Here is a 15,893-nt window from a genome sequence, read left to right as displayed (position 1 = left end):
AGAGTTGACGGGGCCCATCGACGGCCATAATGTTTCGAACGAGTTTCCGGTCCTTCGAAGCCACTCCCCGCGCCCTTTCATCCCGGGCCGCACCCTTCCTTCAAAGATCGACACTTGTCGATCATTATCGAGAGGTAGGCAGATGAAGCCAAGACGGTGGATCAGCGCCGGCGTCGTCGCCGTCGCGACCGCTGCGGCGTTGAACGCGGTTCCGGCCACCGCGAGCCGGCCGTACGACCCGACCAGCCAGACGCTCGCGGCCCTCGGCCAGCGCCACGGCCTGAAAATCGGCACCGCGGTCAACGCAGAGGCGCTCAACGACGCCAACGACCCGCGCTACCGCCAGCTCGCCGCCTCGGAGTTCTCCTCGGTCACCGCCGAGAACGCGATGAAGTGGGAGAGCCTGGAGCCCACCCGGGGCACCTACGACTGGACGGCCGCCGACCAGCTCATCCAGTTCGCCCAGCGCAACCACCAGAGCGTCCGGGGCCACGTGCTGGTCTGGCACAACCAACTGCCCGCCTGGCTCACCAGCGGCGTCGCCGACGGCACCATCAGCAAGCAGGAGCTGCGCGAGCTGCTGCGCAAGCACATCACCACCGTCGTCGACCACTTCAAGGGCAAGATCTGGCAGTGGGACGTCGTCAACGAGGCGGTCAGCGACCCCTGGGACACCCCGTCGACGCTGCACTACAAGGGTTTCTGGGCGCAGAACCTGGGCCCGGACTACATCGCCGACGCGTTCCGCTGGGCCCGCGCCTCCGACCCGAAGGCGCTGCTGTTCTACAACGACTACAACATCGAGGCGTTCGGCTCGGGCAACCCGGCCGACGACAAGACGCAGTTCGTCTACGACATGGCCAAGGGCCTGCGCGCCAAGGGCGTCCCGATCGACGGCGTCGGCTCGCAGGGCCACCTGGGCACCCAGTACGGCAACTTCGACACCCTGCAGGTGACCGCCGCCCTGAAGCGCTTCTCCGCGCTCGGCCTGGCCACCGCGTTCACCGAGGTCGACGTCCGGAGCCAGCTGACCGAGGGCGTCCGGGCCGGCAACTCCGAGGAGATCAATCCCCGGTTGCAGGCGTCGGCCGCCAACTTCAGCGTGCTGATGAAGGCGTGCCTCGCCGTACGCGACTGCCTGTCGTACACCGTCTGGGGTTTCAGCGACAAGTACTCGTGGGTGCCGGACTGGTTCAACGACCCGCCCGAGGGCCTGGCCACCATCTACGACGAGAACTACCAGCCCAAACGGGCGTACCAGGAGCTGAAGTCGGATCTGATCTTCGCCGGCCCGCCGTACGTCCTGCCGCGCGTCGCGCCCCGGCCGCACCGCTGAACCGGCACGGGTCGTGCGGGGTCCACCCTCCCCGCACGGCCCGTGTCAGCGGGCCACCGTCATGTCGTCATCGGGCAGGAGCGGACGCATGAACGTCCGCTCGTAGCGCACCACGCAACCCGACTCGTCACGGATCGCCTCGGCCGCGACGAACTCCGGGTCCTGGCCGAACCGTGCGCGGTACCGCTCGTACGCCGCGAGGCTGTCGAAGCTGAACAACGCCTCGGCCCGGTCGCTGGCGCCCTCGGCGGGCAGAAAGTAGCCGTGGTGCACGCCGCCGTGCCGGGCCACGAGCCGCATCCACGCGCGGGCGAACCGTTCGAACGCCTCGATCTGCGCGGGGTCGATGGTGTAGTGCACGACGCAGGTGATCATCGGTCCACCATAGAGCTCCGGGCGGCCGGCAGTAGGATCGCGGACACCTCGGCGAAGAGTGCCGCCCTGCTGCCGGAGTCCGCATGTCCGACGATCCGCCCGGCGACACCGACCGCCGCCGGGGCACGACCGTCCCTGGTCGGCGCGCGAACGGCCCGTTCCGCGCGATTCGCCGGGCCCTCGCCGTCGGCTGTCTCGTCGTCGTCGCCGCTGTGCCGGCCCGGCCCGTCCCCGCCTCCCCCGGGCCCACGACCCTGTGGGTGGCGCAGATGAACCTGTGTGACAGCGGTCGCGCCGCCTGCTACACCGGCCGGGCGGTGCCCAGGGCCGCCGAACTGATCAGGACCGAGCGGCCCGATCTGGTCACCCTCAACGAGATCTGCCAGGACGACGTGCCCACGCTGGAGGCGGTGTTCGCGACGGTCCACGGCCGCGCGAGAGTCACGTCCGCCTTCCAGGCTGCCGGCGACCGGCCCAGCGGCGCCGACACCCGGTGCCGCAACGGTCGGGCGTACGGCATCGGTCTGCTGGCCCGACTGCCGACGACGGTCAGCCGGTACACGGTGCACGGTGGGATCCACCCGGCGCAGGACCTCGCCGACCCCGAGGAACGACCCTGGCTGTGCGTGCACGTCGAGGGCGGGTTCAACGCCTGCACCACCCACCTGGCGGCCACCAGCCGCAGCGTCGCGCTCACCCAGTGCGGCCACCTGATCGACGGGATCCTGCCCGCCATCGCCCGCAGCGCCGGGTACGCCCCAACGGTGCTGAGCGGCGATTTCAACCTGCGCCCCGGCGACGTCGGGTCCTGCGTGCCGCCCGGTCATCCCCGCGTCGGTGACGGGGCGGTGCAGCACATCGTGGCCAGCGACGACATCAGCATGTGCTGCGCCCGGTCGGTGGACCTGGACGGGGCGACCGACCACCCCGCCCTGTTGGCCACCCTCGTCGTCGGCTGCGCCCGCCCGGCCCGTCAGTCCTCGTCGTCGTCCGGTTCGAGGTCCTGCTCGTAGTAGTCGAGGTCCTCCTCGTCCATGTCCTGCGCGGCCAGCGTCTTCTCGGCCTCGTCGGCGCGACCCTGCGCCCGCAGCGCGAGGGTCAGCACCGCGGTGGCCTCGTAGCCGTACTCGTCGGGGTCCTCGGCCAGCACCTCCCGGGCCTCCGCCTCGGCGCGGGCCGGCTCGCCGAGGCGCAGCCGCAACCGCGCCCGGTGCAGCCGGGCCGAGCGACGACCGTCCGCCAGCTCGTCGCCGTCGAACAGGGTGACGGCCCTGTCGAGCCGGTCGAGCGCCTCGCCGGTACGGCCGGCGCGGTCCAGCAACTGCGCGGCGGCCACCTGGTCCCGGCCCGACAGCTCGGCGGAGGTGGGCCGCGCTGCCGCGCCGAGGGCGTCGACGCGCGCCAGCACCGCCCAGGCGACGTCGTCCGGCGGCCGGTTGGCGAGCCGGCCCAGCGCCTTGCGCAGCACCCGCAGCTCGGCGTCGGCGTCACCGTTGGCCCGGTGCCGGTCGGCGGCCGTGACCAGGTGCGTGAACCCCTCCGTACCGTGGAGCAGGTCGGCGGCGTCCTCCAGGACAGCCGCCAGCGGCGGCAGCCCGTCGGGCAGGTCCCCGGCCCGGATCAGCTCGGCCAGCACCACCCGCGCGGCATCGCGGTGGTGGTAGCCCCGGCGGTACAGCTCCCACAGCAGGTGGCGGCAGCGCAGCGCGTCGTCGCGCAGACCGACCCGGTCGAGGCTGCGGACCGCCTCCTCGGCGGCCTCGATCGCGTCCTCCTGCCGGCCCGCGTTGCGCAGGGTGTGCGCCACGTCGAGCCGGGTCCGCGCGGCGCCGGCCTGGTCGCCGGCCGCGGTGAGCGCGGCGACCCGTTCGACGAGCGCGGCCAGCGCCGGGTCGGCTGCCCGCTCGGACGTGGTGACCCGCCCGGCGAGGACGGTGAGCGGCACGTGCCGCGCCACCGGCGTCGCCGCCATCCGCGCCTCGACCCGCTCGCTCTGGTGCCGGTTGCCGTTGCGAACGTCGAACCGGGCGGCGATCGCGCGGGCCTGCGCGGCCACCTCGTCGTGGACCTCGGCGACCGTCGCCTCCCAGCGGCGGGTGCCGTCGTCCGAGCGGCGGGACACCACCAGGTCGGCGTGGCCCGCCGCGCGCAGCCGGCCGAGCACCAGCGCGGCGGACGCGGCGAACTCCATCGCCGCGTACGGCGACGAGGGGCGCTCCAGCCAGCTCAGGTGCCGCTCCACCAGCTCCAGGCCCCGCGCCTCGTTGCCGGTCAGCCCGCAGAACAGCACGTGCTGGGCGAGGTTGTCGAGGTGGTGACGGTCGTCGCGGATGCGGCGGTAGCCGTCCCGGTGCGCCTCGACGGCCTCGTCGAAACGGCCCGTCCGCAGGTACGGCGTGAGCAGCTCGCTGAGCATCCACTGTGGCTGTTCGGTGCAGCCGCCGCGCTTGTACGGCTCCCCGATGGTGATGGCCTCGTCGAACCTGCCGAGCGACGTGAGGTGCCGGACCTGCCCCGACGGAACACACGCCTGGCAGTCGGACATCGAGTCGCGCTTGGCGGTGACCATCCGGTCGTACGCCTCCTGGGCGGCATCCATGTCCCCCACGTGGTGCGCCACGAGCCAGCGGTGCTGGTGGACCGCGTGCAGGCTGTGCCCGGCGAGCCGGTAGCGGCGCTGCATGTCGTCGAGCACCGCCCTGGTGCGCTCCAGCGGGATGTCCGGGAACTGGGGCAGCGCCCACACGATCCACTTGAAGTCCCACAGCAACGTGCGGGTGTGGTAGGCCTCGACCACCTCGGGCTGCCGGTCGGCCGTCGCCAGGCACCAGGAGAAGGCGAGGAACGCCCGGGTCGGGTCGCCGCCGTGGTGGAAGTCGCTGATGGCGTTCATCCGGGCCGAGAAGGCGAACGGCACGTCGCCGGCCGCGTCCGCGTGCCGGAAGACCGCGTCCAGCGCGGCGAAGCGGGCCGGACCACGTGGCAGCGCGTACGCCTGCGCCAGGCGGTCCCGCAGCTCCTGCTCGGAGGTGGTCATCGGGTTCCCTCCATGGCGCGGGCGAGCAGACCGAGGAACGACTGGTTCAACGCGGCCGTGTCGGCGGGCCGCAGCGGCTGGTGGCCCAGCAGCAGCGCCTGCACGTACAGGCCCTCGATCGCCAGCGTCGTCAGCTCGTCGTCGCCGGCGGCGATGGCCTGCCGGACGAGGGGGTTGCGGTGGTTGAACACGAGCTGCGGTCGCTCGTCGCGGCCCTGCGTGAAGGTGCCGAGGATCGACGACCACAGTTCGTCGGCCTGCTCCTGCCCCTGACGCAGGTCCACCGCCAGGGCGGTGTCGCCGTCGAGCAGGTGCAGCGCCGGCATGCTGGCCGGTTCGAAGGCACGCACCAGCACCTGCACGCCGAGCCGGTCGAGGGTCCGCTGCGCCAGGACGAGGAAGGGCCGCACGGCCAGCTCGACGTCCGGGTCGAGCGGTTCCAGCCGGGTCGCCAGGTCACTCGCCGTGAGGATCTCGGTGACGACGCCGCTGTCCACGTCGGGCAGCCGACGCAGCAACTCGGCGTCGTACACGTAGCCCGCGTTGACCACGGCGATCCCCTGGGCGGCGGCGACCGCAGCGAGCTGCCGGAACTCGTCCACCGACGGCGTGTACCGCACCACGCCGTGCCGATCCCGGAACTCGGCGAGCGTCAGTGGGCCCATGTTCGTCTCGAACGGCCACCACTGCTCGACCAGGCGCAGCATCTCGTCGTCGTGCACCGCCAGGGCCTTGACGCCCAGGTGGTGCACCCGCAGGAAGGCCTGGAGGCGACGCGGGTCGGTGCGTCCGAGCCGGGTCATCCAGCCGCGCAGGGTGTCGCCCAGCGCGTCGCGGACCTCGTCGAGCAGCGCGTCCTCGTAGAGCGCCTCCCGACTCGCGGTCGGGCGCAACTCGGTGGTGTCGACCACGCACCGGACGAAGAAGGCCCACGCCGGCAGCAGCCGTTCGATGTCCTCGGAGAGGAGCATCTGTTTGAGGTAGACCCGGTGGGCCACCCGCGACGTCGGGTTGGCCGGCATGGGCAGCACGAACGCCACCCCGCGCAGGCCCGCCGCGGGCACCGCCAGGTCGATCACGTCGAAGGGCGGAAAACCGAAGACCTCCTGGGCGTACGCGTCGAGACGCTCCCGCCGTGCCGCCGCCGGCTCGGCCGGGTCGTTCTCCCAGGGGGCGAGGCCGGTGGTGATGGCCTCGTGCTCGACGTGGACGTCGATCGGCAGCAGTGACCCGTACAGCGCGGCGATCTCGACGACGGTGTCCCTGCGCAGCCAGTGCTCGGCGCCGCGCCGGGGCACCAGGGTCACCGTGGTGCCCTGCGCGGGGCGTTCCCGCTCGGCCGGGGCGATGTGCAGCTCGTAGCGCCCGTCGCCGTAGCCGATCCACTCGACGGTCGGCGAGTCGGCCGCACGGGTGGACACCCGGATCTCGTCGGCGACCAGGAAGCAGGAGAGCAGCCCGATGCCGAACTGGCCGAGGAACTCGTGTCGGGCGAATCCCAGCTCGTCCCGCTTGGAGCTGCGGCCGATCGTGGCGAGCAGTTCGTGCACCTGCGCCTCGGTCAGACCGACGCCGGTGTCCTCCACGCGCAGTGTGCCGTCCCCGGTGGACTCCGGTGGGTAGATCCGGATCGCGCCCGGCGCGCCGGGCTCGCCCGCCCGACGGGCGGTGATCGCGTCGACGGCGTTCTGCATCAGCTCGCGGACGTAGACGCGTGGGCTGGCGTACAGGTGGTGACTGAGCAGGTCGACGATGCCGCGCAGGTCGACGTGGAAGGTGTAGCTCACAACCGCCCTCTCCCGTGATCCGATCGGCTGCACCCTAGCGGCTGGCCCGACGCGCTGGGGGGCGCGTTTTCGTCGGACGGTCGTGCCATGCTGCCGCTCACCTTCAGGGCGAGGAGCGCAACGCATGGTCACGGTGATGGTTCGGGACGAGACGGCGACCGGCAGAGCCGTCGACAGTTGGCCGTTGACGGGCCTGCCGGAGCGCATCTCCGCGCGGGAGTTGGTCCGGCTGCGGGTCCGCGAGGAGGTGGCGCGGTTCAACGCCGCGCGGCCGCGGCACTTCCGGGGCCTGGTGCAGCCGACCGACACGGAGGCCACCCTGAACGGCTACCGGGTCGCCCCGGGCCGGCGACTCGACTGGGAGGCGCAGGCGGACCGGGCCTGTGTCGCGTTCTCGCACAACGGTTTCCTGCTGCTGGTCGGCGACCACCAGGTCGACGACCTCGACGAGGAGATCGACCTGCGATCCGACCTCGACGTGGCGTTCGTCCGGCTCGTCGCGCTGGTGGGCGGCTGACATGGGTGACTGGACGGCACTGCTCCCCCACCTGAGCGACGCGGACCGGCGGCAGGTGGAGACCGGTCTCGCCGAGGCCGACGAACGGATCCGCGCGGTGCTGCGCATCGCCAGCACCTACTACTGGGGATCCTCGGTGACGAACGTGCCCGAGTGGTCCACGGTGGAGTCGTGGTCGGCCGGGGAGCGCCGCCGCGCTGCCCTGGCCCTGCACCGGGAGTCGGCGTCCGGGATGAGCGGGGTGATGCCCGATCTCGCCACCGAGGATGTCCCCTTCACGCGGGCGGACCTGCTGTGGTGCCTGGACGTGGTCGCTCGCCGAGGCGGCGTCGACGACGGCACCGACCTGGAACTACCCGCCCTGATCGCGCCGCGCCTGACGGCCGCCGAGCTGGCCGACCTGGTGCCGGCGCTGTCCGCCCTGAACAGCGAGCTGCTCGACGACTACTTCGTCACGGCGGCGACCCGACGGCGTACCGTCACGCTGCTCGGCCAGGCCATCGACCGCGCCACCGGCAGCCGCCTGCCGGCGTGGTTGCTGCACCACGGGGACAGCTTCGGGCCCGCCGTCCGCGCCGACCTGGACGCCGACCTCGCCGCACCCGGCGTGCCGGAGCTGCTGCAACACTGCGCCGCGTTGGAGAAACCGGCGGCGACCGCGAAGTGGCTGCGTCGCCTCGACGAACTGCTCGTGGCCGCGCACGGCGGCCGGCAGGTCGTCCGCCGGCTCCTCGACGCGTTCGCCGCCCACGGGCGGAGCGTGCACGACGACACGGACCGCCTCCTGCGCGGGCTGGTCTGGGCGCTGTCCCGCGAGCGCGACGAGCGGTCGACGGAGCTGCTGGCTCGGGCCACCACGAGCGCGGCGTCCGCGCCACGCCAGGCCGCCGGATTCCCGTACGCCTCGCGGACGGCCATCGCGGCAGTACGGCTGCTGGCCGACCGGGACGGTGACGTGCCGCTGCGCACGCTGGCCCGCCTCGCGGTGACGGTCCGCAACAAGGCCGTACGGAGCCGGGTCCAGAGCGCGCTGACCCAGCTCGGGGCCCGGCGTGGCTGGTCGCTCAGCGAGGTCATGGAGCTGGCCGTCGACGACCACGGGCTCGGACCGGACGGGCGGCTGCGCAGGACGGTCGGCCCGTACGAGGCGACGGTCGAGATCGTGGGCGAACGGGCGCGCCTGGTCTTCGCCCGCGACGGGGTCGACCTGAAGGGCGTTCCGGCGCAGGTGAAGCAGTCCCACGAGGACGATCTCGCCGAGCTGCGGGGCCTGGTCAAGCGGATCGGCGCGACGCTGGTCAGCGAGCGGCAACGCGTGGAGGGGCTGCTGTCCGAGGAGCGCGTCTGGTCGTACCCCGACTGGTCGTCGCGCTTGCTCGACCACCCGGTGACCGCGACCTACGGGCGGCGTCTGCTGTGGGAGACCAGCGCCGACGGCCGGCGCTGGACGGCCGGTCTGCCCCGGCGCAACGGCGACGGGTGGACGATCGTCGACCGGGACGGCCACGCCCTCGCCCAGGGATCGGTCCGGTTGTGGCATCCGGCCCGCGCGGACACGGCCGAGGTGCTGGCCTGGCGCGCGCACCTCGTCGCCGCCGGCCTGACGCAGCCGTTCAAACAGGCGTTCCGGGAGGTCTACCTGCGCACGCCGGCGGAGGAGAAGACGGAGACCTACTCCAACCGCTTCGCCGCGCACATCCTGCGCTACCGGCAGGCCAACGCCCTGCTGCGCGCCCGCGGCTGGCAGGCGGGCTACCTGGGCACCTGGGACGGCGGGTACGACAGCGAGGCCACCAAGGTCTTCGGCGGCGGCGCGTGGCAAGCGTCCTTCCACCACGCGCTCGTCGACGACCCGCACGAGCGCCGCCACGACGTCGAGTACTGCTCGACCGACCAGGTGCGCTTCGCCCGGCACGACGGGAAGACGTGGCAACCCGCGCGGATCATCGACGTGCCACCGCTGGTGTTCACCGAAGCCATGCGCGACGTGGACCTGTTCGTCGGCGTCACCTCGATCGCCACCGACCCGCAGTGGGCCGACCGTGGTGAGGACCGCTTCTCCGTCTACTGGCACCGGACAGCGGTGGCCGAGCTGACTCCGTCCGCGCAGGTACGTCGGGACGCGCTCGCCCGGCTGCTGCCCCGGATGGCCATCGCGGACCGGGTGGACCTCACGGAGCGGTACCTGCGGGTGCGGGGCAACCTGCGCGCGTACCGCATCCACCTCGGGTCGGGCAACATCATGATGGAGCCCGATGACAGGTACCTCTGCATCGTCGCCGCGCGCACCCAGACCGGTCGCCTGCACCTGCCGTTCGACGACGACCCCATGCTCGCCACGATCCTGTCCAAGGCGATCATGCTGGCCGCCGACGACCGCATCACCGACCCCACCGTCCTGAGCCAACTCCGACCCACGGTGAGCGGTTGATGCCGACCGAGCGAGTGGACTACCGGCGCATAGCGAACGAGATAGCAGGAAGGATCAAGTCCGGCGAGCTTGCGCCGGGCGAGAAGCTACCGTCCACGCGGGAACTGGCCGGACAGCACGGCGTGCACATCTCCACGATCAACCGGGTCACGACGATCCTGAAGGATCGCGGGTTGGTCGAGGGACATCCCGGTAAGGGTCTCTACGTGGCTGAAGCGGAGCAATCCGATTAACAGGCCCCGCCTGCTCAGGGCACGTCGATGACGATCTTGCCGGTGCTGGCGCCGGCTTCCACGAGAGCGTGGGCGTCCGCGACGGTGTCCAGCGTGAACCGTCGGGGGTCGACGATCGGCCGCAGCGCGCCCGCGTCGCCGAGGGCGCTGGCCTCGCGCAGGATCTCGCCGTGCGCGTCGCGCCCCTGACCGGTCAGCAGTGGCAGCAGGGTGAAGACGCCGGAGTAGGTGGCACCCCGGAACGACAACGGTGCCAGGCTGTGCGTACCCCAACCGAGCGCGCTCACCACGCGGCCGGTGTAGGTGCGCACGGCGGTGAAGGACTTGTCCAGGGTGGCGCCGCCGACGGTGTCGAAGACGACGTCGAAGCCCTCGCCGCCGGTGTGCGCGGCCACGTAGTCCGCGACCTCGGTGGCGTTGTAGTCGATCGGCGTCGCGCCGAGCCGTGCGATGGTCTCCAGGTTCCGGGGTGAACCGGTGGCGAAGACCTCCGCGCCCCGGGCGCGGGCGATCTGGATGGCGGCCTGTCCGACGCCACCCGCGCCGCCGTGCACCAGGACCCGCTGGCCGGCGCGCACCTGCGCCCGGTGCACCAGCGCCTCCCAACTGGTGATGACGGCCAGCGGCAGCGCCGCCGCCTCGCGCAGGCTCCATGCCTTCGCGGTGCGGGCCAGCAGCCGGGCGTCGACGGCCGCGTACTCGGCGAGCGACCCCTGAACATCACCGACTCCGCCGGTGAGGCCGTACACCTCGTCACCCTCGGCGAAGCCGACGACGCCCGGACCGACCTCCGCCACGACTCCGGCCAGGTCCAGGCCGAGGACGACGGGCGGATGGTTCCGGGCGTGCGGCGCCTTGCCCTCCCGGATCTTGGCGTCCAGGGGGTTGACGCCACTGGCCGCGATTCGGACGAGCACCTGCCCCGCGCCGGGGACCGGCGTGTCGACCGCCTCGACGACGAGCGGGCCGCCGAACTCGTTGAGCACTACCGCGCGCATGGCGCTACCTCACCCTTTCCACTGCTGATGAGCACATTGTTGGTCTTTGTCATGTCGTCTGGTGAGCGACCAGCGACCGGGCGGCGTTCTTCGCCTCGTGCACGACCACCCGGTCCTGCAGGAGGCGACCCGAGGCCAACGCGCCGTCGATCAGGAGCCCGATCTGGCGGGCGAGGCCGGCCGGATCGCTCGCACCGGCCTGCCTGGTCAACTCGGTGAGCCACGTCTGGCGCCGCTCGGTGTGCCGGATGGTGATGGCGCGGGCTTCCGAGTCCAACGATGCCTCCACGGCAGCGCTGACGAAGGGGCATCCGAAAAAGCCGTGTCGGTCGAACGCGTCCAGGAGGGCGTCGAAGAGACCGACGAGTTGGTCCGCCGGCCGAGCGCCGGCGCGCTCGGCGGCCCGCTGCAACTGCGCCATCCACGAGTCGTCGGTGCGGCGCAGGTAGGCGGCCACAAGGTCGTTCTTGGTACGGAAGTGGACGTACAGGGTCGACTTGGCCACCCCGCTCTCGGCGATGACCTGCTCGATGCCGACACCCCGCAGTCCGTGGGCGTAGAACAGCTCGGCGGCGGTGTTGAGGATCCGCTCCTCGGTGGTGGTCTTCCTGATCTTCGTAGCCATGACCCCTCCCTTAATCGAACAGACTAGTCCGTTCGATTAAGGGAGCCCACATGAGTGCCGTCACACACCGTGACAGTCGTGGGTCAGGGCAGCAGGAGGATGTGCAGGCGGCGTGGACCGTGCACGCCCTCCACGCGGATCAACTCGATGTCGCTGGTGGCCGACGGACCGCTGATCCAGGTCAGCGGGCGCTGTGGCCTCAGCCGGGCCAGGGCCTCGGGCACGGTGGCCACCACCTGGTCGGCGCGGACCACGCAGACGTGCAGGTCCGGCAGCAGGCTGAGCACGCGGCGTCCCTGGTCGGGCGAGCCGTCGAGGACGACCGTGCCGGTCTGGGCGACGGCGACGGCGGCGGCGGTGACGACGGCGTCCGCCGCGCCGATCCGCGCGTGGTCGAGACCGTCGTCGGGCAGCGCGGTCACCGTCGGCGGCAGCCAGGCGGGGGCCAGACCCGGGGGTACGACGACCGTACCGCCCGCCGGCAGGATGTCGGCGATCGTGTCGGCGACGGCGGCCTCGGGAACCCGGTGCACCTGCGCCCGGTAGTCGGTCAGGCGCTGCGCCAACTGGTCGAGGTCCGCGTCGGCGGTCCGGCGGTAGTCGCGCGGCACCGACACCGGATCGGCGGGACTGCCGGCGAGCGCGGCACGCAGCCGGCCGAGGACGAGGTCGCGGGAGGTCACCGGGCATCCCACCACTCGCGGAAGGTCTGCTCCGGCGGCTCGGGCAGGTCGCGGCTGGCGGTCCAGCCGTTCAGCGGCGGGGGCAGGCCCCGACCCCGCCGACCGGCGAGCCGGCTCAGCCGGGCCGCGCGCTGCCCGGCCGCGTACAACCGGGGTCGGTCCATCGTGTACGCGGCGGCGGCCATCGCGATCGACTCGGCGGTGGGTCGCTGTCGCGCCTCGACGGCCTCGGCCCGCAGGTGCACCAGCACCTCCGGAATGTTGATCTTCACGGGGCAGGCGTCGTAGCAGGCGCCGCAGAGCGTCGACGCGTACGGCAGGGACGCATTGTCCTCGATGCCGGTGAGCTGGGGAGACAGCACCGCCCCGATCGGACCGGGATACACCGACCCGTACGCGTGCCCGCCCGCGCGCTCGTACACCGGGCACACGTTGAGGCACGCCGAGCAGCGGATGCACCGCAACGCCTGCCGGCCCACCTCGTCGGCGAGCACCGCGCTGCGCCCGTTGTCCAGCAGGACCAGGTGGAACGCCTGCGGCCCGTCGCCCGGGGTGACGCCCGTCCACATCGAGGTGTACGGGTTCATCCGCTCCCCCGTCGACGCGCGCGGCAGGAGTTGGAGGAAGACCTCCAGGTCACGCCAGGTGGGCACCACCTTCTCCACGCCCATCACGGTGATGAGGGTTTCCGGCAGCGTCAGGCACATCCGGCCGTTGCCCTCGGACTCCACCACCGCGAGGGTGCCGGTCTCGGCGACGGCGAAGTTCGCGCCGGACACCGCCACCGGCGTACTCAGGAAGGTCTGGCGCAGGAACCGGCGCGCGGCGGCCGCCAGGGCCGCCGGGTCGTCGGTGAGCGCGGGGTCGACGCCGGGCATCTCGCGCAGGAAGATCTCCCGGATCTCGGCCCGGTTGCGGTGGATCGCGGGTACCAGGATGTGGCTCGGCCGGTCGTCGCCGAGCTGCACGATCAGCTCCGCGAGGTCGGTCTCGACGGCGGTGATCCCCGCCGCCTCCAGGGCCTCGTTGAGCCCGATCTCCTGGGTCGCCATCGACTTGACCTTGATGACGCGGTCCGCGCCGGTCGCCTGGACGAGGTCGGTGACGATGCGGTTCGCCTCGATCGCGTCCGCCGCCCAGTGCACCACGCCGCCCGCCTCGACGACCTTCGCTTCGAGCTGTTCCAGCAGCTCGGGCAGGCGGTGCAGGGTGTCGGTCTTGATGGCCGCGCCGGCCGCGCGCAACTGCTCCCAGTCGGTCTGCTCGGCGATCACCGATCCGGACTTGGTCCGGATCGTCGTCGTCGCGTGCCGCAGGTTCCGCCGCAGTTGCGGGTCGGCCAGGCTGCGCCGCGCGGCGGTCGGGAACGACTCGTCGCCGCGCAGGTGCCCCACGCCGCTCGGCGCGGTCGTCGGCATGCCGAGGAACGTGCGGCGGGTCACGACCGGGCCGCCGCTGCGCCGCTGGTCTCCGTCGACGCCAGGATCTCGGCCAGGTGCACGGTGCGCACCCCGGTGCGCAGCCGGGACAGTCCACCGCCGATGTGCATGAGGCAGGACACGTCACCGGCGGCGCACACGTCGGCGCCGGTGTCCAGCACGTGGCGCATCTTGTCCGCCAGCATCGCCGTGGACGTCTCCGGGTTCTTCACGGCGAACGTGCCGCCGAAGCCGCAGCACTGCTCCGCCGCCGGCAACTCGACCAGGTCGAGGCCGCGCACCTCACGCAGCAACTGTCGCGGCCGGTCGCCGACCCGCAGCATCCGCAGTGAGTGGCAGGTCGGATGGTAGGTGACCCGGTGCGGGTAATACGCGCCCACGTCGGTCACCCCGAGCACGTCCACGAGCAGCTCCGACAACTCGTACGTCCGCGCGGCCACCGACTCGGCCCGGTCGGCCAGGCCCTCGTCGCCCGCGTGCCGGGCCACCATCGCGTGCTGGTGCCGGACCGACCCGACGCAGGAGCCCGACGGCGCGACGATCACGTCGTACGGATCGAAGGTACGCACGTGGCGGCGCACCAGCGGCACGGCCTCGCGCCGGTAGCCGGTGTTGACGTGCATCTGCCCGCAGCAGGTCTGCTCGGTCGGGAAGACGACCTCGTGGCCGAGCCGTTCCAGCAGCCGTACGGTCGCCGTGGCCGCCTGCGGGAACATGGTGTCGGCCAGGCAGGTCACGAAGAGCGCGATCCGCACGGCACACCCCCGCCCGTCGTCACGGTCGGACCCGCAGGTGGGTGACCCCACCGTCGACGTCCAACACCGTACCCGTGGTCGACGCCGATCGGGGTGACGCGAGGTAGAGGATCGCGTTGGCGACCTCCTCCGGGGTGACCAGCCGTCCGATGGGTTGGCGGGCCCGCAGCGCCGCGCGCTCGGCCGCCGGGTCGCCCGCCTGCGCGAGCAGTCGTCCCACCCACGGCGTGTCGGCCGTGCCGGGGCAGACGCAGTTGAACCGGATGCCCTCGCGGACATGGTCGGTGGCCATGGCGAGGGTCAGCGACAGCACGGCGCCCTTGCTGGCCGAGTAGAGCGCGCGGCCCGGCAGCCCGTTGAGCGCCGCGATGGACGAGATGTTGACGACCGACGCGTGCTCCGAGCGGCGCAGCCAGGGCAGCGCGGCGCTGACCACCCGGGCCATGCCGACCACGTTGACGTCGAGCACCCGGTGCCACTCGTCGTCGCCCTGGTCGGCGACGGTGCCGGTCGCGCCGATGCCGGCGTTGTTGACCACCACGTCGAGGCCGCCGAGCACGGTGGCCGCCTCGGCGACCGCCGCGTCCACCGATGGCCGGCTCGACACGTCGGCGGTGATGCCCGCGATGCCGTCGTCAAGCCCGCTCGGGTCGAGGTCGAGAACCGCCACCCGGGCGCCCCGAGCGCGCAACTCCACGGCGGTGGCGCGTCCGATGCCGGACGAGCCGCCCGTGACGATCGCGGCCAGCCCGGCGAACTCCGCGGTCATGCCGCCACCAGCGTCTGGCGTGCCCGGCCCAGGCCGGCGACCTCCAGCTCCACGACGTCACCGGCGCGCAGGTACGGGTGATCCGGAAGACCCAGCGCCACCCCGGCCGGCGTTCCCGTGTTGATGACGTCGCCCGGGTACAGGACCATGAACTGGCTCAGGTACCAGAGCACGTGCGCCACCGGGAAGATCATGTTGGCGGTGGACCCGTCCTGGCGGAGCACGCCGTTGACCCACAGACGCAGCGCGAGCGACTGCGGGTCCTCGACCTCGTCGGCCGGCACGAGACCCGGCCCCAGCGGGTTGAAGGTCTCGCAGCTCTTGCCCTTGTCCCACTGGCCGCCGCGCTCCAACTGGAAGGCGCGCTCGGAGACGTCGTGCGACACCGCGTACCCGGCGACGTGCCGCAACGCCTGCTCCGGAGTGTCGGCGTAGCGGATGGTCGTCCCGACGACGACCGCGAGTTCGACCTCCCAGTCGGTCTTGGTCGAGCCACGGGGAACGAGCACGTCGTCGTACGGCCCGACGATGGTCATCGGGTCCTTCATGAAGACCACCGGCTCGGCGGGCAGCGCCGCGCCGGTCTCCGCGGCGTGGTCGCGGTAGTTGAGTCCGATGCAGACGATCTTCGCTGGACGCGCCACCGGAGCGCCCACCCGCAGCGACGCGGCCCCGGGCAGCTCGGTCAGCTCGCCCCGGTCGAGCGCGCCGCGCGTCCGGGCGATCCCGTCCGACGCCCAGAACGCCCCGTCCAGGTCGGCGGTGAGTGGCCGCAGGTCGAAGGCCGTACCGTCGTGCTGGACGACCGGGATCTCCTGGCCGCTCGGGCCGAGGCGCTGGAAGTTCATCTCACCCTCCTCTGTGTCCGGCTGAATCGCGGGGGGTGGCGGACACCACCGCATTCAACA

15 protein-coding genes are annotated in these 15,893 nt (G+C 72.3%); 5 read left to right on the top strand and 10 right to left on the bottom strand.

What is annotated here, in order from left to right:
* Positions 1-142 precede the first annotated feature (142 nt).
* Positions 143-1,336, top strand: a complete 1,194-nt coding sequence (locus tag AB0B55_RS04585; RefSeq protein ID WP_357170331.1) for an endo-1,4-beta-xylanase — start codon at positions 143-145, stop codon at positions 1,334-1,336.
* A gap of 45 nt (positions 1,337-1,381) precedes the next feature.
* On the opposite strand, the gene AB0B55_RS04580 is transcribed toward AB0B55_RS04585, so the two are convergent.
* Positions 1,382-1,711: an NIPSNAP family protein gene (locus AB0B55_RS04580; protein ID WP_357119165.1), complete on the bottom strand. Its 330-nt coding sequence runs from the start codon at positions 1,709-1,711 to the stop codon at positions 1,382-1,384.
* Positions 1,712-1,794: 83 nt separating this feature from the next.
* Between AB0B55_RS04580 and AB0B55_RS04575 the strand changes: the two genes are divergently transcribed.
* Positions 1,795-2,724: an endonuclease/exonuclease/phosphatase family protein gene (locus AB0B55_RS04575; protein WP_357119168.1), complete on the top strand. Its 930-nt coding sequence runs from the start codon at positions 1,795-1,797 to the stop codon at positions 2,722-2,724.
* On the opposite strand, the gene AB0B55_RS04570 is transcribed toward AB0B55_RS04575, so the two are convergent.
* Positions 2,685-4,748, bottom strand: coding sequence for a hypothetical protein (locus tag AB0B55_RS04570; protein ID WP_357170328.1), 2,064 nt, complete (start codon positions 4,746-4,748; stop codon positions 2,685-2,687). The two genes, AB0B55_RS04575 and AB0B55_RS04570, sit on opposite strands and share 40 nt — an antisense overlap.
* Entirely contained in the window at positions 4,745-6,535 is a 1,791-nt protein-coding gene (locus AB0B55_RS04565; RefSeq protein ID WP_357170325.1) for an HSP90 family protein, read from the bottom strand. Before AB0B55_RS04565 ends, AB0B55_RS04570 begins: the two co-directional genes overlap by 4 nt.
* A 124-nt stretch (positions 6,536-6,659) precedes the next feature.
* Here AB0B55_RS04565 and AB0B55_RS04560 point away from each other — a divergent pair, with 124 nt between their 5' ends.
* Genes AB0B55_RS04560 through AB0B55_RS04550 form a run of 3 tightly spaced genes read left to right on the top strand, consistent with a single transcriptional unit; the run spans position 6,660 to position 9,716 of the window.
* Entirely contained in the window at positions 6,660-7,052 is a 393-nt protein-coding gene (locus AB0B55_RS04560; RefSeq protein WP_357170322.1) for a hypothetical protein, read from the top strand.
* A 1-nt stretch (position 7,053) separates the two neighbouring features.
* The gene (locus tag AB0B55_RS04555; RefSeq protein ID WP_357170319.1) at positions 7,054-9,483 is read left to right on the top strand and encodes a DUF4132 domain-containing protein; all 2,430 of its coding nucleotides are present in this window, start codon (positions 7,054-7,056) and stop codon (positions 9,481-9,483) included.
* The gene (locus tag AB0B55_RS04550) at positions 9,483-9,716 is read left to right on the top strand and encodes a GntR family transcriptional regulator (protein ID WP_357170316.1); all 234 of its coding nucleotides are present in this window, start codon (positions 9,483-9,485) and stop codon (positions 9,714-9,716) included. Before AB0B55_RS04555 ends, AB0B55_RS04550 begins: the two co-directional genes overlap by 1 nt.
* Before the next feature lie 14 nt (positions 9,717-9,730).
* On the opposite strand, the gene AB0B55_RS04545 is transcribed toward AB0B55_RS04550, so the two are convergent.
* The 7 genes from AB0B55_RS04545 to AB0B55_RS04515 form a co-directional block, all read right to left on the bottom strand.
* Positions 9,731-10,714 carry a zinc-dependent alcohol dehydrogenase family protein gene (locus AB0B55_RS04545; RefSeq protein WP_357170313.1) on the bottom strand — a complete coding sequence of 328 codons (984 nt, stop codon included), beginning with the start codon at positions 10,712-10,714 and terminating at the stop codon, positions 9,731-9,733.
* A 49-nt stretch (positions 10,715-10,763) separates the two neighbouring features.
* Positions 10,764-11,339, bottom strand: coding sequence for a TetR/AcrR family transcriptional regulator (locus tag AB0B55_RS04540; RefSeq protein ID WP_357119189.1), 576 nt, complete (start codon positions 11,337-11,339; stop codon positions 10,764-10,766).
* 83 nt (positions 11,340-11,422) lie between these two features.
* On the bottom strand, positions 11,423-12,022 hold the full coding sequence (locus AB0B55_RS04535) for an LUD domain-containing protein (RefSeq protein WP_357170310.1): 600 nt from the start codon (positions 12,020-12,022) through the stop codon (positions 11,423-11,425).
* Entirely contained in the window at positions 12,019-13,440 is a 1,422-nt protein-coding gene (locus AB0B55_RS04530; RefSeq protein WP_357170307.1) for a LutB/LldF family L-lactate oxidation iron-sulfur protein, read from the bottom strand. Before AB0B55_RS04530 ends, AB0B55_RS04535 begins: the two co-directional genes overlap by 4 nt.
* A 20-nt stretch (positions 13,441-13,460) precedes the next feature.
* On the bottom strand, positions 13,461-14,216 hold the full coding sequence (locus AB0B55_RS04525; protein WP_355053046.1) for a (Fe-S)-binding protein: 756 nt from the start codon (positions 14,214-14,216) through the stop codon (positions 13,461-13,463).
* Positions 14,217-14,235: 19 nt separating this feature from the next.
* A complete protein-coding gene (locus AB0B55_RS04520; protein WP_357119198.1) occupies positions 14,236-14,985 on the bottom strand; it encodes an SDR family oxidoreductase in 750 nt (249 codons plus the stop codon).
* Positions 14,982-15,833 carry a fumarylacetoacetate hydrolase family protein gene (locus tag AB0B55_RS04515; RefSeq protein ID WP_357170302.1) on the bottom strand — a complete coding sequence of 284 codons (852 nt, stop codon included), beginning with the start codon at positions 15,831-15,833 and terminating at the stop codon, positions 14,982-14,984. The genes AB0B55_RS04520 and AB0B55_RS04515 overlap by 4 nt, the downstream gene beginning before the upstream one ends.
* Positions 15,834-15,893 lie beyond the last annotated feature (60 nt).

The organism is Micromonospora sp. NPDC049107, from assembly GCF_040648595.1.
Taxonomy (GTDB): Bacteria; Actinomycetota; Actinomycetes; order Mycobacteriales; family Micromonosporaceae; genus Micromonospora.
The sequence above is the reverse complement of the archived record's forward strand: the minus strand, read 5'-3'. Positions and strand labels throughout refer to the sequence as shown.